This window comes from Desulfitobacterium nosdiversum (assembly GCF_049860565.1).
Lineage (GTDB): Bacteria > Bacillota > Desulfitobacteriia > Desulfitobacteriales > Desulfitobacteriaceae > Desulfitobacterium_A > Desulfitobacterium_A nosdiversum.
Genome location: NZ_CP172056.1, coordinates 662,024 through 682,502 on the forward strand (window position 1 = coordinate 662,024; position 20,479 = coordinate 682,502).

Consider the following 20,479-nt stretch of genomic DNA (forward strand, 5'->3'; position numbering starts at 1 on the left):
CTGCTTATAGGTCTTTTTCAACTATATTAGCTATAAAGCTTTATAGCTTCATTAGCCTTTATAGTTTATTAGCTTTCGACTTAGAGTCTTTTCAAAGCTCCGTACAGTTCTGTGTTTTATCCCATTAATGTGTTTTAATCCTACTCATTAGAGATTGTTTGATTTGTACTTACTGCGATTAAACCAAAGTCTTCTTGCTTGCGATTTCTTCTTTAATCATAGCGATAAATTCATCTAAGGACATTTTTTCGCCGGAGTTTCCTTGACCATAACGACGTACGGCAACAGATCCTGATTCGGCTTCTTGGTCACCGACGACAAGGGCGAACGGAATTTTCTCGGTTTGAGCTTCACGGATCTTGTAACCGATCTTTTCACGGCGTTCGTCGACTTCGGCACGGATTTCGAGATCAATTAACTTGCTGGCGACTTCTTTTGCATACGCTTGATGCTTTTCGCTGATAGGCAGAAGCCGAACTTGAACCGGAGCCAGCCAGGTTGGAAAGGCACCTGCATATTGCTCGGTAAGGAGGGCGATAAAACGTTCGATACTTCCATAAACAACACGGTGAATCATAACTGGACGATGCTTTTGACCGTCTTCGCCAATATACGTTAAATCGAATTTCTCCGGCATTTGGAAGTCGAGCTGAATTGTCCCGCATTGCCAGGTCCGTCCCAGGCAGTCTTGAAGATGGAAGTCAATTTTAGGACCGTAGAAGGCGCCGTCTCCAGGATTGATGGTATAAGGAAGTCCTTTTGTTTCAAGCGCATCCTTTAAGGCATTGGTTGCCATCTCCCAAGCTTCGTCAGAACCCATGGAGTCCTCCGGGCGGGTTGAAAGCTCAACATTATATTTAAAGCCAAAAACTTTATAGAAGTAATCAACAAGATCAATAACTCCAATAATTTCTTCCTTGATTTGAGAAGGAAGCATGAAAATATGAGCATCGTCCTGGGTAAAGTTCCGTACCCGGAGTAAACCGTGAAGCGCACCCGATAATTCATGACGATGGACTAACCCTAGCTCTCCTACCCTTAAGGGCAGATCACGATAACTTCTGAGCTTGGTTTTATACATAATCATACCGCCGGGGCAATTCATCGGTTTAACGGCATAATCCATATCATCGATCTTCGTAAAATACATATTGTCTTTATAGTGATCCCAGTGGCCGGATTGTTCCCAAAGACTGCGATTTAGGATAATTGGAGTTCTAATTTCGGAATATCCTCTTTTCCGATGCTCTTTGCGCCAGAAGTCTTCGAGTTCGTTCCGCAAAATCATACCCTTCGGATGGAAAAATGGGAATCCAGGTCCTTCATCATGCAAACTAAAGAGATCGAGCTCCAGACCGATTTTGCGATGATCCCGGCGTTTTGCTTCTTCCATCTTGAAAAGGTAATCATCCAAATCAGCTTGTTTTGCCCAAGATGTTGCATAGATACGCTGCAGCATCTTGTTTTTTTCGTTACCCCGCCAATAAGCCCCTGCTAAGTTAAGAAGCTTAAATGCCTTAATCTTGCCTGTGGATGGAATATGAGGTCCAGCACAAAGATCCGTAAAATTACCTTGGGTATACATCGAAATCGTGGCCTCTTCCGGCAGATCCTCGATGAGTTCAACTTTATATTTCTCTTCACGCTCGGTAAAGAAGTCCAAAGCCTCAGGGCGTGACACTTCACGGCGCTCATAATGATAATCCTCTTTAGCCAGACGGTGCATTTCGGTTTCAATTTTTTCTAAATCTTCAGGTGTAAATACGTGTTCTGAATCAAAATCATAATAAAATCCGTTGGCGATGGCCGGTCCAATTCCCAGTTTTGTTCCTGGGAATAAATTTTGCACAGCTTGAGCTAAGAGATGGGAAGAAGAATGACGAAGAACTTTCAATCCTTCATCACTGTCCAGAGTTAAGATCTCGACTTCTGCATCTTCATTTAAGGGATATGATAAATCTTTGTCCTCGCCATTGATCTTACCTGCTACCGCTGCTTTTCCTAAGCCGCGTGAAATTGAGGCAGCCAATCCTGCAAGCGTAGTTCCTTGTTCAACTTCACGTACTGATCCGTCCTTTAATGTTACTTTAACCATTAGTTTCACTCCCCTAAAATAATAAAAACTCCCGTCCCGCAATGGGACGAGAGTTGATTCCCGTGGTTCCACCCAAATTTATAATGCTAAAAAAGAGTTTTAACATTACAGACTTTGACCCTTAACGCGGGAAACGTTTAAACCTACTTTACTACTGTTTCAGTTTAACACTCCAGGCTGGTCTTCTCCTGCTTACCTATGAAAAATGCTTGCAGCCGATGGCATTTTCTCTCTGGCATAAGTTTAAACAAGATACTCTTCCTCTCATCGCTTTATCAGAATTATATTCTCCCTTAGATACTTTGTCAAATCTTCTCGCAGATCAAACATCCATCTGAGCAATAACTTACACGACCATCAAACACATTAACAATGGTCTGTAATGTATCTTTATAACCACTATAGCGGATATGGAGAACTATTTTGCGCGGAGCTACTGCAATTAAAGCGCTTACCAGCATATCTTCGTAAGAAAATTCATTTTCGGCAGTTCCAAAGGACAGATCGTCCATATATTGTTTTGTTACTTTTTTTCCTTCTTCGTTATAAAGATTAAATTTACCCTCAGAGGATATTCCAACATGAAGAGTATCCATACGTGGCTCTTGGCTATCCACAAAATGCTTTAACAGCTCAATAAAATCAATATATTCCTTTTCCAGAATATGCTCGTCAACAACATGAGCTACAGCTTTCTTGATCTCTTCTTTATAGTCCTGAGCCCGAAAACGTAAAAAACCTTCAATATCGAAAAAAGACTCTGTTTCTAAACACGCTACGATTTGATTAATAAGGGTGGTTTTTCGGTTAATACGATAATTCGTCCATTCCGAAGGGCTTTGATTGAGATAATTTAAAACTTTGTCTAAGACCTGTTCACTCTCTTCCTTTTTCATGGGGTATTTCTTTTTCAACAGCCAGCGAACATGATCTTTTTCCCAATGGCGCAAAATAGTTTCCGCTAATGCATTTGCAAGATAGTAACTGTGAATTCGTTTTAATGTATTTTGCTCTTTACCATATTCCTCTGATGAAATCTGAAATTCGCAATCAATAAGCCAACGTTTTCCCTGTTGATATTCATGGATAATGACCGGAAGTTCTTCCTGATCACGCAGTTCCCTCAAACGCTGACAAATGCTTTCCCGATAGTATTGAGTTCCAAGTTGTACGGAATGTTCCAACCCGCCATCCCTCCATAGTAGAGTATATGACCTGGTTGCGGTCATAATTTCGGTTAATGCACTTTTTTCTCATTTTTTTGCTTAAAATCAAGACAAGTGGTTTTTTGATCTTTGCAAAAAAATAGCCAAGAAACATCATCCGACTTTCCTACTATTTCCAGCTTGAAATCAACTTATACTTTTCGATCAAGTTTCTTCGTAAAAGCAACTTGCAGGTATTGGCTTTTTAAGTCCATAACTAAATAAAACCCACCGATCTAAATCAGTGGGTCTCAAGTAAATCCATTATGTTATTAACTCGTTTTACGAATAAAACAAATTACTCCGTTGCTCCTGCTAGAAGCTCTTTAACATAGTTCGGGAGTGCGAAACTTCCTTTATGAATTTCGGTGTTGTAATACTTGGTTTTTAGTCCAAGACGATTCCAAGCTTGCTCGTCAATATCGGTTAATGGATCATATTTTTTGGAAGCAAATCCAAAGAGCCAGTGGCCTGAAGGATAGGTAGGAATGTGTGCCTGATAAACTCTGCAAACAGGGAAAAATTCCCGAATACGCTTATGCGCTCTTTGCATTGATTTAGCATATGAATCATAGTATGGGCTTTCATGCTGATTGACGAGAATCCCATCTTCTTTTAATGCCTTAAAGCAGTTGCCATAAAACTCTTTAGTAAACAGACCTTCTCCGGGACCAAAGGGATCGGTAGAATCAACGATAATAAGGTCATAAATATCTTCCTTGGAACGTACAAATTTTAACCCATCCTCAAAATAGAGATGGACTCTCGGATCATCCAGCTTACAAGCCGTTTGAGGCAGATATTCCCGACAGACATCCACAACCATTTTGTCAATTTCAACCATATCAATACTTTCGATGGTTACATAACGGGTAAGTTCCCTTACTGTTCCGCCATCTCCGGCACCGATAACCAGGACATTTTTAATCTTAGGGTTTGTCGCCATCGGAACATGCACAATCATATCATGATAGATGAATTCATCTTTTTCGGTAACCATCATTAATCCGTCAAGCGTAAAGAAAGTCCCAAATTCCTTCGAGTTGAATACGTCAATTCTCTGGAACTCGCTTTGTCCGGTAAAAAGAGGTTTGTCTACCCTAATCGAAAAACGGACATTATCAGTGTGCTGTTCGGTATACCATAATTCCATCGTTTATTCCTCCACTACTTTGATCTTTTCAATAGCCATATCTTCTGTTCCCGTTAAGAAACAACCCTTAGCCTTCGCATAAGCAATGTAGTCAATGATTTCTTGAGTTATCCGTTCTCCCGGCGCCAAAATGGGAATGCCCGGCGGATAAGCCATAACAAATTCGCCGCAAATATACCCTTTACTATTCTGAATCGCCACAGAATGCTGATTTGAGTAGAAGGCCTGCTGAGGCGGCATCACAACTTCAGGATTAATATACTCATGATCAAACATTCCTGCCTTATCCCGTGTATGCAGTCTTTTGATTTCTGAGAGGGAGGATACCAGGCGTTCTAAAGCCAAAGCTCTGTCCCCCACGGAAATAATCGCGAGAATGTTGCCGATATCTCCAAATTCGATTTGTATTCCATAATCATCACGCAGAATATCATAGACTTCAATTCCGGCTAAGCCAATTTCACGGGTATAAACTGACAGCTTTGTGCAATCGAAATCAAATACAGAATCGCCATTAATCAGTTCTTTTGAAAAAGCATAATAGCCGCCGATTTTATTGATTTCATCCCGTGCATAGTTAGCCAGCGAAGAAACTTTATTAAAAATAGCTTTTCCATCAAGCGCTAAGTTGCGTCGAGAAATATCCAAAGAGGAAAGCAAAAGATAAGACCCGCTGGTGGTTTGCGTCAAATTAATGGTTTGCCGCACATGACCCACACTCAGTTGATTATTGATCAATAAAAATGAGCTTTGGGTTAATGATCCGCCCGTTTTATGCATACTCACTGCCGACATATCAGACCCTGCCGCCATTGCGCTAAGGGGCATATTCTCTCCGAAATAAAAATGAGTTCCATGAGCCTCATCAACCAGCACATACATATGGTGGCGATGGGCAAGCTCAGTAATAGATTTTAAATCCGAACAAATTCCATAATACGTTGGGTTATTAACAAAAATCGCTTTAGCATCCGGGTTTTCGGCAATCGCTTTCCTTACATCGTCAATAGCCATCCCTAAGGGGATGCCCAACTTTTTATTCACGCCTGGATTAACATAAACAGGAATTGCTCCGCTTATGATAAGCGCATTTATCGCACTTCTATGTACATTCCGCGGCATAATAATCTTTTCGCCTTGTTTGCAGACGCTCATAATCATCGCCTGAACAGCCGAGGTCGTTCCATTAACCATAAAAAAAGCGTGCTTCGCTCCAAAAGCATCCGCCGCTAATTCTTCGGCCTCTTTAATAACAGAAACAGGGTGAACAAGATTATCCAGCGGCTTCATTGAGTTAACATCAACTGAAAGGCATTTCTCACCTAAAAAATCGGTCAGCTCGGGGTTTCCTTTGCCTTGTTTATGTCCAGGCACGTCAAAGGGAACCACCCGCATTGACCGGTATTTTTTTAATGCTTCGTAAATTGGCGCCTTGGCTTGCCCAACTGACACGAAAACCACCACCTTTATTTAACCCTAACATTATACCCTTGCATTATGTATTTTACAATTAAGAAATAATCGTAAAAAATCTATTGATAGTGATATTTAAATAAAAATAAAAAACCCTTAAAATCTAAAGATTTTAAGGGTTTTCTTAGTTTCATATGGTGGGTTTGAGAGGACTCGAACCTCCGACCCCCACGATGTCAACGTGGTACTCTAACCAGCTGAGCTACAAACCCATATATATGGTGCCGATGACCGGAATCGAACCGGTACGGGCTTTAGGGCCCGCGGGATTTTAAGTCCCGTGCGTCTGCCAGTTCCGCCACATCGGCAAAATTGATGAAATTTGGAGGCGGCACCCAGATTCGGACTGGGGATAAAGGTTTTGCAGACCTCTGCCTTACCACTTGGCTATGCCGCCAAAATAATGGAGCGGGTGACGAGATTCGAACTCGCGACTTTCACCTTGGCAAGGTGACACTCTACCACTGAGTTACACCCGCATGGTGCCTCAGGACGGAATCGAACCGCCGACACGAGGATTTTCAGTCCTCTGCTCTACCGACTGAGCTACCGAGGCAAATATGGCGACCCCGATCGGATTTGAACCGACGATCTCCTGCGTGACAGGCAGGCATGTTAAACCACTACACCACGGGGCCAAGATCGAGGTTCATTTGGTGGGCGATGACAGGATCGAACTGCCGACATCCTGCTTGTAAGGCAGGCGCTCTCCCAGCTGAGCTAATCGCCCGGCTCAACTGACGAATTTTAGTATACACAAAAATCGTTGTTGTGTCAAAGATTTTTTGCAGATTTACGCCAAAATAATTATGGTATTTTAAGCGTATTTTACCTATTCCTTATTTAGAAGCGAATTATCGTGATTTTTAAGCTTTTTTGACAAAACTTAAAATAGCCTCACGGACAAGCTTAGCCGCTAAAAGAGCAGTTCGTTCACTGGAATCTGTAACAGGAGAAACTTCGACAAGGTCAAACCCTACTATATCCAAACCTTGCATAGCATGAATGGCTTTAATGATTTCCCTTGAGCTGCAGCCGCCTGCTTCCTGTGTTCCTGTACCCGGTGCATAGGCTGGATCAACTACATCAATATCTAAAGTAATATAGACTGGCTTTCCTTGCAGTTCAGGCAAAACAGCTTTTAAGGGGTCGAGCACTTCTTCAACGACAAGATGAGTATTTTCCTTGGCATAAAGAAACTCCTCACGTATTCCGGAGCGAATTCCAAATTGGTAGACTTGCTTTGGTCCTAACAATTCAGCAACTTTGCGCATAACCGTGGCATGCGAGTTATTCTCCCCAAAATAGTCTGTCCTCAGGTCTGCATGAGCATCAAAGTGAACAACTCGCAAATCAGGATATTTCTCAATAAATGGTTTAATCAGAGAATAGGTTACCAGATGCTCTCCTCCAAGAAAGATCGGAAATTTTCCATCCTCTAAAACTTGTCGGGAAGCTTGCTCGATCAAATGAAGCGATTTATCGACGTTACCAAAGGGCAAAGCCAAATCTCCAAGGTCACAATAAGCATAATCACCCAGTTCCCGATCAAGATAAACACTATATTCTTCAATACCAACAGATACATTGCGGATACTTAAGGGACCCATTCGGGTTCCAGGGCGAAAGCTTACGGTATAATCCATTGGAATTCCCAGAATAACTGCATCTGCTTCCTCGTAAGACGTTTCTCCACCGATATATATCCCGGGTTTATCAATTAGTTCTTTTAAATCCACCTTGTCCAAATTCTATCCCTGCTTTCAAAATTTATGTTTTAAACTTAGTCTCAAAAACATTTTAAAATTAAATGGCTTAATATATGCAAGCAATATTATAACAGAAAGCCAAAACAAAAAAAGAAGGAATTTCTCCTTCTTTTCTATATCTGAATATTAGTTTGTAGATACTTTTTTCTGCTTAACCACATCTTCATACGTAATCGCCCGTGTATGCTTTGTATGTGACCATTCCTTTTCCTTTCGATTCATAAATCCAAGGAAAACAATAGGAATCCAGCTGTAAATAAAGATTGGATAGAGAATCAGCCCAACATAAGCACGCCAAGGCAAGCGATCCAGTGCCAATACAGCAATTGGATACACATATTGAATCGCGGATAAAATTTGCCATCCCGTCCAAGGCATCACGAAAGAAAAAATATGCGTGTAATGCGGTTGCAAAATAGCAATCATATTTGTAAGCATAAAGAACGTAGCGATTAAGGTTAATGCAGGTTGGAATAAATGAACAGCAGCATCAAAATACATGAATTTCTTTTCTCTCACTGACTTAATCACAAGTGGAATTAAGTAGCGTCCGGCACAGTCAATTTGTCCCTGTGCCCAGCGCTTGCGTTGACGCCAGGATTGCATAAAAGTCAGTGGTTTTTCGTCATAAACGATAGCGTCATGCGCCCATGTCGTCTTAATTCCATACGTGAGTGCTTTCATTGTAAACTCAAGATCTTCGGTGAGTGAGGTTGCTCCCCAACCAATTTTCTTAAGTACATTCATATCGATACACATACCTGTTCCGCCGAGAATATTGGATAATATTCCAGTATTACAGCGTGCAAGCTGAAGCATCCGATTGGAAAGCCAAAACGTAATAGAAAAAGCATTAGTAACCCACGTATCAAATGGATTCTTAGAATCTAAATAGCACTGAATAATCTTTTCGCCCTGGCACAATTTGCTGTTCATCTCAATCAGAAAGCTCTGGTTAACGAGATTATCTGCATCGAAAATAATAACAGCATCATATTGCCTTTCTATCTTGAAAATACGATGGAACAGCCATTCAAGAGCGTAGCCTTTACCGCGTTTTTCATTATTAAAACGTTGGTATACAATTGCTCCAGCATTTCTTGCAATGAGTGCTGTTTTATCTGTACAATTATCAGCTACAACAAAAACATCATAGAGCTCTTTAGGGTAATCCAATTTAAGTAAGTTATCAACAAGCTGACCAATTACGGCCTCTTCATTATATGCTGAGACTACCAAGGCAAACGATTTCTCAGGTATTAATATCTTTTTCTCCCGTTTTCTATAGAGTCCAAACATCGCAAGGACAAAATAATAAAACGTAAAGAAGATAATAATAACTTGAACCGGAATCATTATTATATTAAATAAGTGAGAACCGGTAAACCCCGACAAGAAATCCACGTTCCCAACCTCCTTTTAACCCTACCAATTCTATCATAGGGTTTTTCCTGATGCAAGAACAATACTGTAAAGAAAATGATAAGTTTGTCCACTTCATAGATATGAAAAGAATCGAAGATTATGCATTATCGCTTATAAAATAATTTCATTAAAAAAAATAGGATTATTGAAACGGAAAAAGCCAAAAATGCTAAGCTCGCTTTTAAAGCATAGCCAATAGATGACCAGTAAGTTTCCGCTATTCTTGATCCCGCCACCCAAGGTATTGTTCCCCGGATAATTTCTGCTATTCCCTGAATCAAGATAACAAATAATACAAAACCTGTGACTATTGCTATTATGCCCATGAGTCCAACAGGAGTATCCATTTTCCAGCGTCGAGCAAAATCCTTTTTTAACCAATATAATTCTATATTTATTTCACGGATCAATCTTCGCAGCATAATAACACCTCTTCCTTACATGGTATGATAAACCAATGCAAGAAAGTATTTTGTACAACAAGAAAGATGTCAGAGGATATAGACTGGCGAAAACTAATCTATTTCCCGTGACATCTTTAGATTCTTAATGTAAGTTGTAGATAATTTAAGAATAGTAAACCCTTAAGATTATTGTTTTATATCTGTATTCGAGTCTTGCGCATCTTCTTTAACAATCAAGACTGGACAGGTTGCTCCATAAAGAACGCGTTGACTAACGCTTCCCAAAACTGTAGCTACAAAAGGGCTATATCCATGATTCCCCATGACAATGAGGTCAACCCCTTCATCCTCAGCCATATCAATAATAACCTGTGCCGGATATCCTGATTCCTTTCTCATCCGTACGACAAGTCCACGCTGATCTACTCCTTCAACCGTCGAGTTAAGCACTTCCTGAGCAGTTTCTTCAAGATCGCTCTCCTCAATTACGATTGGAAAGGGCTCGCTCGCTCTCCAATAGGTGCTCGAAAGGCTGATCACATGAAGAAGAATAATTTCCGCCTTACTTAATTCTCCTATTTCCAGTGCAGTTCTATATGCTTTTTGGGAAAACTTGGATCCGTCTGTGGGAACTAGAATTTTCTTAAACATATTCTTTAATCCCCCTTTTATATTTCCTCTTTTGCACGCATTTCTTCTTTTTCTAGAAAAACCTTAAACTAATATATAGTATTCGGCATAAATAGAATCAATCCTGCTTTTTAAGCTTTAGCTTTGTATGATATTCCCATACCCACCCGAAGAATTCGGCAAAGACGGCTGGTTGCCCCCTGAATCAGCTTCTCCGCAGAATTTATGCATTCCTCTAAATTCATCGGCTGCGGGACTATACTCATAAGGCCTTCTATTCCTTTTGCATAAACATCTTCAGCTCCCGACCCAAGCCCGCCAGAAATACATAATGTCGGAACATTATTTTTTTGGGCAGCCTTTGCAACGCCTACTGGGGCTTTTCCATGTGCTGTTTGAAAATCTGTTCGTCCTTCACCAGTAATGACAAAATCAGCCTGTTTTACTTTTTCCTCAAATCCAGTAACTTCGAGGACAAGTTGAACTCCAGGCCTTAACTGAGCGGGTGTAAAAAGCATAAGTCCTGCACCCAGACCGCCTGCGGCACCCGCCCCCGGCCTTTCCAGCACATCTTTAGCAACTGTTTTCTTGGCAATAAGCGCATAGTTTTTGAGAGCTTGATCTAATTCTTCCACCATCATCGGTGTAGCCCCTTTTTGCGGTCCATATACTGCAGAGGCACCTTTAGGTCCGCAAAGCGGATTATCAACATCACTAGCTACAAGTATGGTTGTTTCACCCAAGCGTTTATCAAGCTGAGAGATATCTATTCTTGCTAATTTTCTTAAAGCAGCTCCACCATGAGGCAATTCTTGTTCCTCTAAATCCAGGAATTTTACGCCAAGTGCTCTAGCCATTCCTGAACCGCCGTCATTTGTCGCACTCCCGCCAATACCGATGATAAGTTTCCTTATCCCTTGATCAAGAGCAGCCTCTATAAGCTGGCCTGTTCCATAGGTTGTTGTTATTTGAGGATTTCGCTCATCTTTAGATATTAATGTGAGTCCAGAAGCTGCAGCCATCTCTAATACGGCCGTTTTTCCATCACCGAGAATTCCCCAAACCGCTTCTACTGTATTTCCTAAGGGACCCATCACTTTTGTTTTCATGAAACGCCCGCCTGTAGCACTAACTAAAGTTTCTGTCGTTCCTTCTCCACCATCAGCAATCGGCAGTTTGATCACCTGGGCATCTGGAAAAACTGATAATATTCCTTTTTCCATAGCACTAGCAACTTCAACTGCAGACATGCTTCCTTTAAATGAGTCAGGTGCCACAATAATTTGCACAGCTTTCATCCCCTCTATGACTATTCTTTCTTTATGTCATTTAATCTCTGTTTTATGGTGTTTATGAACGGATATTTTCTCAATGACCTTATCTTTAAAGAAAAATCCAAGGAATGATAGAAGAACGGCAATAGCTAAAATAACTGCAGTTGTGAAATAATTTTTCTTCTGTAGGTTTGCACCAATATAAACCGACATAAAAAGTGCCGGAAATCTTGCAATTATAGTAATTATAAAAAATCTCAAAGGATTTATCGGGGTAAGACCTCCAATATAACAAAGAATATCTTTTGGCAGACCTGGCAGTAAAAATAGAATAAACGTAACCATTTCCGCCTTTTGACTCTGCATCAATTGTATAAATTTATTAAGCTTTTCCTCGGGCACAAAGGCTTTGACGATGGGATAACCCAATAATCGCGAAGCAAAAAATGCAATAACCGATCCCAATGTTGCGCCTATAAGCAGGTAAAGTGTTCCCAGCCACACCCCATAGATAAACCCCCCAGCAATTTGTACAACTTCTCCAGGGATAGGGGCTATTACAGTCTGGAGAATTTGAAAAAACAGAAATACAAAAACGCCATAATATCCGTAAGAGTGAATTATCTCCCTGAATTTTGAGGGCTCATCAACTAAATCTATAACTAAAGGCGCGTATCTTATAGTGATCCCTATTAATATCAACGTTAACCCTATACTCATGACTAGATTAAGAATAGGTACTTTATTCTTGCGATCGGAAATGATAATCACCCTCTGATTGAGAAGTTCAGGCTACGATTAGTGTACGCTAAGTATGACTTATTAAACTATTTTCCCGATTGTTTTCGTAAAACCGTAATTTGAGTTGTACGTCTTCATTTTTATATAATTTAACTTCAGGAGAGTGAAGTTCGCCTGAAGTTATCATATTTTTACTCAGCTTTGATTTTTGAGTTGCTTTTTCGGCTCTTAACTTTGTCTTTTAGGATTTTATCAGCTTTTCCTTTTTGCTCATCTAAAATACTAAAAATGGCCAAGTGTTTGTAGAATTTAGTTAAATAAATAATTTCAATATTCAAGAAGCCTTTCTTTTTACGCATATTTAATGGATTATAGGTCTGAACTTGCTTCCACTCAATTACAATTTTTCCGTTATAAAATCCGTTTTCCATTAATCCCTTCTGTAGAGTATTCCCTTTATATTTCTCATAGATCACGGTAAACAAAACGTAGATAATCCAGGGAAGTCCAATTCGCTGACCATAGCTTAAGTAAATTGACATACCAACTATAAAGATTGTGAATAATATTAAAGTTATTCTTGAATTCTTTGCACGACTCGCTTCATATGGCGTTGTTTTTAGTTGCAATAGTTGGTCACCCATCTTATTATATTTTTTATGTTTTAAGTAAACTCGAAAAATAAGTATGGGGATAAGAAGCAATACGCTAAAAATAAGCTCCCACAAAGTTGATTGGGAAAAAGTTAAAATTGCTGCAATTAACATATAGGTCATAAAATCAGCCATTATCTTACCCTCTCCTTAATTTATGGTCATTACGACATTCTGGATTAATTCTATATATTATATTAATTGTCCTCCCACTATGGGGGATTTATTCAATAGCTGAAGGTCTTAACTCCCGTGTTCGGTATACGAAAGGGTATAGTATACCCTTTCGGCCAAGCCGCATACTTCAAAGAATGACTTACCGGCGCAGGATCGAACGGGTGGAACCGACCCGAAAAATTTACTTTCTAAAAGAATCTAACAGAAGTTTTTTTACGTAGTAAAAAAGCAAAGAGACCATCTTTATCGGACGGTCTCTTTGCTTTACTTACCTGGCGACGACTTACTCTCCCAGGACCCTGCGGTCCAAGTACCCTCAGCCCTGGAGGTCTTAACTTCCGTGTTCGGTATGGGAACGGGTGGAACCCCTCCGGCATGATCACCAGATCTTTTGAGTTTTCAGTGTTCCTTTCGGAATGCTGTTCCCTCAAAACTGCACAGATTTTCGTTTCTTTTAAGTCAATAGATTCAACCTTCAGTTGCGGTTTTAGGTCAAGCCCTCGACCGATTAGTACCCGTCAGCTCCACACGTCACCGCGCTTCCACATCGGGCCTATCTACCTGATCATCATTCAGGGGTCTTACCAGCTTGTGCTGTGGGAAATCTCATCTTGAGGTCGGTTTCGCGCTTAGATGCTTTCAGCGCTTATCCGATCCGGATATAGCTACCCAGCTATGCCTCTGGCGAGACAACTGGTACACCAGTGATCCGTCCATCCCGGTCCTCTCGTACTAGGGACAGCTCCTCTCAAATTTCCTGCGCCTGCGACGGATAGGGACCGAACTGTCTCACGACGTTCTGAACCCAGCTCACGTACCGCTTTAATGGGCGAACAGCCCAACCCTTGGGACCTACTACAGCCCCAGGATGCGATGAGCCGACATCGAGGTGCCAAACCTCCCCGTCGATATGGACTCTTGGGGGAGATAAGCCTGTTATCCCCAGGGTAGCTTTTATCCGTTGAGCGATGGCCCTTCCACTCGGTACCACCGGATCACTAAGCCCGACTTTCGTCCCTGCTCGACTTGTTGGTCTCGCAGTCAAGCTCCCTTCTGCCTTTACACTCTTCGCGCGATTTCCATCCGCGCTGAGGGAACCTTTGGGCGCCTCCGTTACTCTTTAGGAGGCGACCGCCCCAGTCAAACTGCCCACCTGACACGGTCCTCAACCCCGATTCAGGGGTCTAAGTTAGAATTTCAGTACAAAAAGAGTGGTATCCCACCGGCGACTCCACCAAGGCTGGCGCCCTAGCTTCTCTGTCTCCCACCTATCCTGTACATTTTATACCAAAATCCAATGTCAAGCTACAGTAAAGCTCCATGGGGTCTTTCTGTCCTGTCGCAGGTAACCCGCATCTTCACGGGTATTACAATTTCGCCGAGTCCCTCGTTGAGACAGTGTCCAGATCGTTACGCCTTTCGTGCGGGTCAGAACTTACCTGACAAGGAATTTCGCTACCTTAGGACCGTTATAGTTACGGCCGCCGTTTACTGGGGCTTCAATTCAAAGCTTCGCCTAATGGCTAACCTCTCCTCTTAACCTTCCAGCACCGGGCAGGCGTCAGCTCCTATACTTCTCTTTTCAGATTAGCAGGAACCTGTGTTTTTGTTAAACAGTCGCCTGGACCTCTTCTCTGCGGCTCTATCTCTAGAGCACCCCTTCTCCCGAAGTTACGGGGTCATTTTGCCGAGTTCCTTAACGAGGGTTTTCTCGCGCGCCTTAGGATTCTCTCCTTACCTACCTGTGTCGGTTTGCGGTACGGGCACTCTCTTGCTCACTAGAGGCTTTTCTTGACAGCTTGGAGTCGGTTACTTCGCTACTTATTTTCGCTCCCCGTCACCTTTCAGGCTTATTCGCGAGACGGATTTACCTGTCTCACACCCTACGGGCTTGGGCGTGCTCAACCAACGGCACGCTTAACCTATCCTTCTGTGTCACCCCATTGCTACAAACGCTTAAGAGTGGTACTGGAATATCTGCCAGTTGTCCATCACCTACGCCTTTTGGCCTCGGCTTAGGTCCCGACTGACCCTGGGCGGACGAGCCTTCCCCAGGAAACCTTAGATTTTCGGCGGATGAGATTCTCACTCATCTTTTCGCATACTCATACCGGCATTCTCACTTCTAAACGCTCCACCCAACCTTCCAGTTGAACTTCTCTGCATTTAGAACGCTCCCCTACCCCTGTAGTAAAACTACAAGCCATAGCTTCGGTGATACGCTTGAGCCCCGTTACATTTTCGGCGCAGAACCACTCGACCAGTGAGCTATTACGCACTCTTTAAATGGTGGCTGCTTCTGAGCCAACATCCTGGTTGTCTGTGCAATTCCACATCCTTTTCCACTTAGCGTATACTTAGGGACCTTAGCTGATGGTCTGGGCTGTTTCCCTTTTGACTATGAAGCTTATCCCCCACAGTCTGACTCCCTACTTAAATTCTTGGCATTCAGAGTTTGATAAGGTTCGGTAACCTGGTAAGGCCCCTAGCCTATTCAGTGCTTTACCGCCAAGAATCATCAATAGAGGCTAGCCCTAAAGCTATTTCGGGGAGAACCAGCTATCTCCGTGTTCGATTGGCATTTCACCCCTACCCACAGCTCATCCCTTGCCTTTTCAACGACAGTGAGTTCGGGCCTCCAGTAGGTTTTACCCCACCTTCACCCTGGCCATGGGTAGATCACACGGTTTCGGGTCTACAGCATGTAACTTGTCGCCCTTTTCAGACTCGCTTTCGCTTCGGCTCCAGCTTCTCGCTTTAACCTTGCTACATACCGTAACTCGCCGGTTCATTCTACAAAAGGCACGCCATCACACCATAATAGTGCTTTGACTGCTTGTAAGCGTACGGTTTCAGGTTCTTTTTCACTCCCCTCCCGGGGTGCTTTTCACCTTTCCCTCACGGTACTGGTTCGCTATCGGTCGCTAAGGAGTATTTAGCCTTGGGAGGTGGTCCTCCCAGATTCCCACGGGGTTTCTCGTGTCCCGCGGTACTCAGGATACCCTCACAGCATTGCTTCTTTTCGCCTACAGGAGTGTTACCTTCTTTGCTGAACCTTTCCAGATTGCTTCAGCTAAGAATAAATGCTTAATAGAGGGTCCTACAACCCCAAACTCCGAAGAGTTTGGTTTGGGCTCTTCCCGTTTCGCTCGCCGCTACTCAGGGAATCGATTATTCTTTCTCTTCCTCCGGGTACTTAGATGTTTCAGTTCCCCGGGTTGTCCTCTTTAACCTATGAATTCAGTTAAAGATCGTTGGATATGACTCCAACGGGGTTGCCCCATTCGGGTATCCACGGATCAAAGCCTGCTTACGACTCCCCGTGGCATTTCGCTGTTAACCGCGCCCTTCTTCGACTCTTAGCGCCTAGGCATCCACCGTACGCCCTTAGTAGCTTGACCTAATTTCTTTTCCGCCACTTCGGTTTTCAATGAATCCTTTGACTTAAAATTGACTTTTCTCTGTGCAGTTTTCAAAGAACGACTCGAACATGGATGTTCGAGATGCAACGTCGCCAAGGATGGCATAGACGTTGTAAACCTTAATTCATTTAAATTTTAATGGTGGAGGTAAGCGGGATCGAACCGCTGACCCCCTGCTTGCAAGGCAGGTGCTCTCCCAGCTGAGCTATACCCCCACGTTATCAATTTAAATGGTGGGCCTGGGTGGACTCGAACCACCGACCTCACGCTTATCAGGCGTGCGCTCTAACCAGCTGAGCTACAAGCCCTAATCTCTTGAGAGTTTCCATTGCTGGTCCCTCAAAACTAAACAACAAGTAGTTTGCACTCAAACAGCACTTTTGTCACAGATTGCTCTGTGTTTTGCCTCTTCGGCTTGTGAGTCTTTCGACTCTTACCTAATCTCGAACTCGACTTTCAGCTTCCTTCGATTTAGGATCGACCATAGGATAGTTAACTCTACTGAGTTAACGTGTCTCCTTAGAAAGGAGGTGATCCAGCCGCACCTTCCGATACGGCTACCTTGTTACGACTTCACCCCAATCATCGGCCCCACCTTCGACGGCTACCTCCTTACGGTTAGCTCACCGGCTTCGGGTGTTGCAGACTTTCGTGGTGTGACGGGCGGTGTGTACAAGGCCCGGGAACGTATTCACCGCAGTATGCTGACCTGCGATTACTAGCGATTCCGACTTCATGTTCTCGAGTTGCAGAGAACAATCCGAACTGAGACCGGCTTTCTCGGATTCGCTCCACTTCACAGCTTCGCTTCCGTCTGTACCGGCCATTGTAGCACGTGTGTAGCCCAAGACATAAGGGGCATGATGATTTGACGTCATCCCCACCTTCCTCCGGTTTGTCACCGGCAGTCTATCTAGAGTGCTCGACCTTACTCGTTAGCAACTAAATATAGGGGTTGCGCTCGTTGCGGGACTTAACCCAACATCTCACGACACGAGCTGACGACAACCATGCACCACCTGTCTCTCAGTTCCCCGAAAGGCACCCCTAAGTTTCCTTAGGGTTCTGAGGATGTCAAGCCTTGGTAAGGTTCTTCGCGTTGCGTCGAATTAAACCACATGCTCCACCGCTTGTGCGGGCCCCCGTCAATTCCTTTGAGTTTCAACCTTGCGGCCGTACTCCCCAGGCGGAGTGCTTATTGTGTTAACTGCGGCACAGAGGGGGTCGATACCCTCTACACCTAGCACTCATCGTTTACGGCGTGGACTACCAGGGTATCTAATCCTGTTTGCTCCCCACGCTTTCGCGCCTCAGCGTCAGTTACAGTCCAGAAAGTCGCCTTCGCCACTGGTGTTCCTCCACATCTCTACGCATTTCACCGCTACACGTGGAATTCCACTTTCCTCTCCTGTCCTCAAGATTCCCAGTTTCCGATGCAGGCTTGGGGTTGAGCCCCAAGTTTTCACACCAGACTTAAAAATCCGCCTACGCGCCCTTTACGCCCAATGATTCCGGACAACGCTCGCCCCCTACGTATTACCGCGGCTGCTGGCACGTAGTTAGCCGGGGCTTCCTCCTTAGGTACCGTCATACAAGTACACTATTCGCATACCTGCCGTTCGTCCCTAAAGACAGTACTTTACAACCCGAAGGCCTTCGTCATACACGCGGCGTTGCTCCGTCAGACTTTCGTCCATTGCGGAAGATTCCCCACTGCTGCCTCCCGTAGGAGTCTGGGCCGTGTCTCAGTCCCAGTGTGGCCGTTCACCCTCTCAGGCCGGCTACTGATCGTCGCCTTGGTAGGCCTTTACCCCACCAACTAGCTAATCAGACGCGGGTCCATCCATTATCGGTAGCATCTTCAGAGGCCACCTTTCCTTAAAAGCTGATGCCAGCTCTTAAGCGTATCCGGTATTAGCCCTCGTTTCCAAGGGTTGTCCCGGGTTAATGGGCAGGTTACCCACGCGTTACTCACCCGTCCGCCACTAAGAACTCTCTAAGCAAGCTTATTGAGTTCTCCGTTCGACTTGCATGTGTTAGGCACGCCGCCAGCGTTCGTCCTGAGCCAGGATCAAACTCTCCATAAAATTTATGAAGAAAATTTGATTGCTCAAATTGTCTTTTACTCATTGACGAGTCATTGGCTGTTCCTTGTTGTTTAGTTTTCAAAGACCGGAGTGACATTTATAGATGATAGCAGATAAAACCAAAAATGTCAACTATCATTCCGCTTTTTTCGTCTGCATTTTCTGCAACCGAACGTTTAGTATTGTATCGTGTTAACACTCGACTTTCAATTATCATTTTTCCCTATAAATCTTAATTTTCTCCGATTAATTTTCAATATTCTCTTTATATCTCATTATTTTATATCTTTATCTCTTCTCTTTATGCCCCCTAACTTCACTATAATTTCGGATCAATTTATCTTAAATTTTAGCCTAGGGTTACAGTTGCCGTTATATTTAAAGAGGATGGTTTTCACCATCCTCTTAGATTTTCTTAAACGAATCTTAGATTCATAACTAAACTATTAGTCAAGCCTTTATGCAAGTTCTAATTAGGAAATCCCTTAAGTTATCTCTTAATCTATTCCTCATCTCTAGGCCGCATTGTCGGGAAGAGAATAACGTCCCTGATTGAAGCGGAATTGGTTAGGAGCATAACTAATCGGTCAATGCCGATACCCAATCCCCCTGTTGGCGGTAAGCCATATTCCAGGGCTTGAACAAAATCCTCATCCATCATATGGGCTTCATCATCACCCTTAGCACGCTCAGCGACCTGTGCTTCAAAGCGTTGACGCTGATCAATAGGATCATTTAACTCTGAGAACGCATTACCTAATTCGCGGCCAAAGACAAACACTTCAAAGCGGTCTGTGTACTCAGGATGTTCCGCATTCCGTTTTGCCAAAGGAGAAATTTCTACCGGATGCCCCATTACAAATGTCGGTTGAATCAATTTCGGCTCTACAAACTCTTCAAAAAACTCATTGATTATCTTGCCTCGGGAAGCATTCGCCTCGACTTTTATTCCCTTTTCCTCAGCAGCATTACGCGCCTCTTCATCCGTTAGAATCTGCCGGAAATCCACTCCTGCATATTCTAAAATACCATCAAGCATTGGCAGCCGACGCCATGGTGTTGCAAAATTAAGCACTTGTTCTTGATATTCAATTTCATATTTGCCATGAACCTTTTGGGCTATATAAGAGATCATATTCTCTGTTAATTCCATAATATCTTCAAAGTTAGCATAGGCCTGATAAAGTTCCATCATGGTGAATTCCGGATTATGTTTAATGGAAATCCCTTCATTCCGGAAGTTCCGACCAATCTCAAATACACGATCAAATCCACCAACGATTAATCTTTTTAAGGGAAGCTCTAAAGCAATCCGTAAATATAAATCAATATCCAACGTATTGTGATGCGTTATAAACGGACGGGCAGCAGCTCCTCCTGGAATAGTATGCAAAGTAGGAGTTTCGACTTCTAAGAAGTTTTGGCCCTCAAGATATTCTCTCATGGCTCGGATAATCTTGCTCCGCATAACAAAAACGTCTTTAACGTCCGGATTCATCATCAAATCCAGATAACGTTGTCTATAGCGCATTTCGACATTGGTTAAACCATGGAATTTCTCCGGCAAAGGACGCATCGCCTTCGAAAGAATCTTGACATCATGAGCATGAATCGAAATTTCACCGCGCTTAGTCCTAAAGACCTTACCTTGTACTCCGATAATATCTCCAACATCGAATTTGGAAATCATCTCGAACCAGTCTTCTCCGACCTCATCCTTACGAATATAGATTTGAATTTTACCGCTAAAGTCTTGAATATGGGTAAAAATCACTTTTCCTTGATCTCGCTTGGACATCATCCGTCCCGCTACTTTAACCTCTTGTCCTTCAAGATCAGAAAATTGATCAAGAATAACTTGAGCCATATGTGTTCTCTGATAACGATCGGCATAAGGTTCAATTCCTTGTTGGCGAAGCGCCTCAAGTTTATCCAACCTTATTCGCCAAAGATCGTTCGCATCTTCCATTT

12 protein-coding genes, 9 tRNA genes, 3 rRNA genes and 1 other annotated feature are annotated in these 20,479 nt (G+C 43.1%); all 24 genes read right to left on the reverse strand.

Going from position 1 to position 20,479, the window contains the following annotated elements; all coding sequences use genetic code 11:
* Positions 1 to 178 precede the first annotated feature (178 nt).
* The 24 genes from thrS to lysS all read right to left on the reverse strand — a co-directional run bounded on the left by thrS (position 179) and on the right by lysS (position 20,477).
* Positions 179 to 2,095: a threonine--tRNA ligase gene (gene thrS / locus ACHOLT_RS03180; RefSeq protein WP_425805736.1), complete on the reverse strand. Its 1,917-nt coding sequence runs from the start codon at positions 2,093 to 2,095 to the stop codon at positions 179 to 181.
* Positions 2,096 to 2,134: 39 nt separating this feature from the next.
* Positions 2,135 to 2,372 (reverse strand) — a binding site (T-box leader).
* 28 nt (positions 2,373 to 2,400) lie between these two features.
* Complete coding sequence (gene ytxC, locus ACHOLT_RS03185; protein WP_425805738.1) at positions 2,401 to 3,279, reverse strand: sporulation protein YtxC; 879 nt, start codon at positions 3,277 to 3,279, stop codon at positions 2,401 to 2,403.
* A 319-nt stretch (positions 3,280 to 3,598) separates the two neighbouring features.
* Positions 3,599 to 4,453, reverse strand: coding sequence for a polyamine aminopropyltransferase (gene speE / locus ACHOLT_RS03190; RefSeq protein ID WP_425805739.1), 855 nt, complete (start codon positions 4,451 to 4,453; stop codon positions 3,599 to 3,601).
* A 3-nt stretch (positions 4,454 to 4,456) separates the two neighbouring features.
* Positions 4,457 to 5,905, reverse strand: a complete 1,449-nt coding sequence (locus tag ACHOLT_RS03195) for an aminotransferase class I/II-fold pyridoxal phosphate-dependent enzyme (RefSeq protein ID WP_425805740.1) — start codon at positions 5,903 to 5,905, stop codon at positions 4,457 to 4,459.
* A gap of 156 nt (positions 5,906 to 6,061) precedes the next feature.
* Positions 6,062 to 6,138, reverse strand: a tRNA-Val gene (locus tag ACHOLT_RS03200).
* Positions 6,139 to 6,145: 7 nt separating this feature from the next.
* Positions 6,146 to 6,234: transfer RNA gene (locus ACHOLT_RS03205), tRNA-Leu, on the reverse strand.
* Positions 6,235 to 6,249: 15 nt separating this feature from the next.
* Positions 6,250 to 6,323 (reverse strand) — tRNA-Cys (locus ACHOLT_RS03210).
* A 7-nt stretch (positions 6,324 to 6,330) separates the two neighbouring features.
* Positions 6,331 to 6,405 (reverse strand) — tRNA-Gly (locus ACHOLT_RS03215).
* 1 nt (position 6,406) lies between these two features.
* Positions 6,407 to 6,482 (reverse strand) — tRNA-Phe (locus ACHOLT_RS03220).
* Between the two features lie 5 nt (positions 6,483 to 6,487).
* A tRNA-Asp gene (locus ACHOLT_RS03225) sits at positions 6,488 to 6,564 on the reverse strand.
* Between the two features lie 16 nt (positions 6,565 to 6,580).
* Positions 6,581 to 6,656, reverse strand: a tRNA-Val gene (locus ACHOLT_RS03230).
* Between the two features lie 136 nt (positions 6,657 to 6,792).
* Positions 6,793 to 7,674: an agmatinase gene (gene speB / locus ACHOLT_RS03235; RefSeq protein ID WP_425805741.1), complete on the reverse strand. Its 882-nt coding sequence runs from the start codon at positions 7,672 to 7,674 to the stop codon at positions 6,793 to 6,795.
* A 147-nt stretch (positions 7,675 to 7,821) separates the two neighbouring features.
* Positions 7,822 to 9,099 carry a glycosyltransferase family 2 protein gene (locus ACHOLT_RS03240; RefSeq protein WP_425805742.1) on the reverse strand — a complete coding sequence of 426 codons (1,278 nt, stop codon included), beginning with the start codon at positions 9,097 to 9,099 and terminating at the stop codon, positions 7,822 to 7,824.
* A gap of 125 nt (positions 9,100 to 9,224) precedes the next feature.
* Complete coding sequence (locus ACHOLT_RS03245) at positions 9,225 to 9,542, reverse strand: hypothetical protein (protein ID WP_425805744.1); 318 nt, start codon at positions 9,540 to 9,542, stop codon at positions 9,225 to 9,227.
* A gap of 168 nt (positions 9,543 to 9,710) precedes the next feature.
* A complete protein-coding gene (locus ACHOLT_RS03250; RefSeq protein ID WP_425805746.1) occupies positions 9,711 to 10,175 on the reverse strand; it encodes a universal stress protein in 465 nt (154 codons plus the stop codon).
* A gap of 110 nt (positions 10,176 to 10,285) precedes the next feature.
* A complete protein-coding gene (locus tag ACHOLT_RS03255; RefSeq protein WP_425805747.1) occupies positions 10,286 to 11,443 on the reverse strand; it encodes a glycerate kinase in 1,158 nt (385 codons plus the stop codon).
* Between the two features lie 36 nt (positions 11,444 to 11,479).
* Positions 11,480 to 12,199, reverse strand: a complete 720-nt coding sequence (locus ACHOLT_RS03260; protein ID WP_425805748.1) for a TVP38/TMEM64 family protein — start codon at positions 12,197 to 12,199, stop codon at positions 11,480 to 11,482.
* A gap of 161 nt (positions 12,200 to 12,360) precedes the next feature.
* Positions 12,361 to 12,957: a hypothetical protein gene (locus ACHOLT_RS03265; RefSeq protein WP_425805750.1), complete on the reverse strand. Its 597-nt coding sequence runs from the start codon at positions 12,955 to 12,957 to the stop codon at positions 12,361 to 12,363.
* Positions 12,958 to 13,269: 312 nt separating this feature from the next.
* Positions 13,270 to 13,386 (reverse strand): 5S ribosomal RNA (gene rrf, locus ACHOLT_RS03270).
* 101 nt (positions 13,387 to 13,487) lie between these two features.
* Positions 13,488 to 16,400: ribosomal RNA gene (locus tag ACHOLT_RS03275) — 23S ribosomal RNA — on the reverse strand.
* A gap of 160 nt (positions 16,401 to 16,560) precedes the next feature.
* A tRNA-Ala gene (locus ACHOLT_RS03280) sits at positions 16,561 to 16,636 on the reverse strand.
* A gap of 16 nt (positions 16,637 to 16,652) precedes the next feature.
* A tRNA-Ile gene (locus ACHOLT_RS03285) sits at positions 16,653 to 16,729 on the reverse strand.
* A gap of 215 nt (positions 16,730 to 16,944) precedes the next feature.
* Positions 16,945 to 18,508 (reverse strand): 16S ribosomal RNA (locus ACHOLT_RS03290).
* The 16S, 23S and 5S rRNA genes sit together here with 2 tRNA genes alongside, the layout of an rRNA operon.
* Before the next feature lie 502 nt (positions 18,509 to 19,010).
* Complete coding sequence (gene lysS, locus ACHOLT_RS03295) at positions 19,011 to 20,477, reverse strand: lysine--tRNA ligase (protein ID WP_425805751.1); 1,467 nt, start codon at positions 20,475 to 20,477, stop codon at positions 19,011 to 19,013.
* Between the last annotated feature and the right edge of the window lie 2 nt (positions 20,478 to 20,479).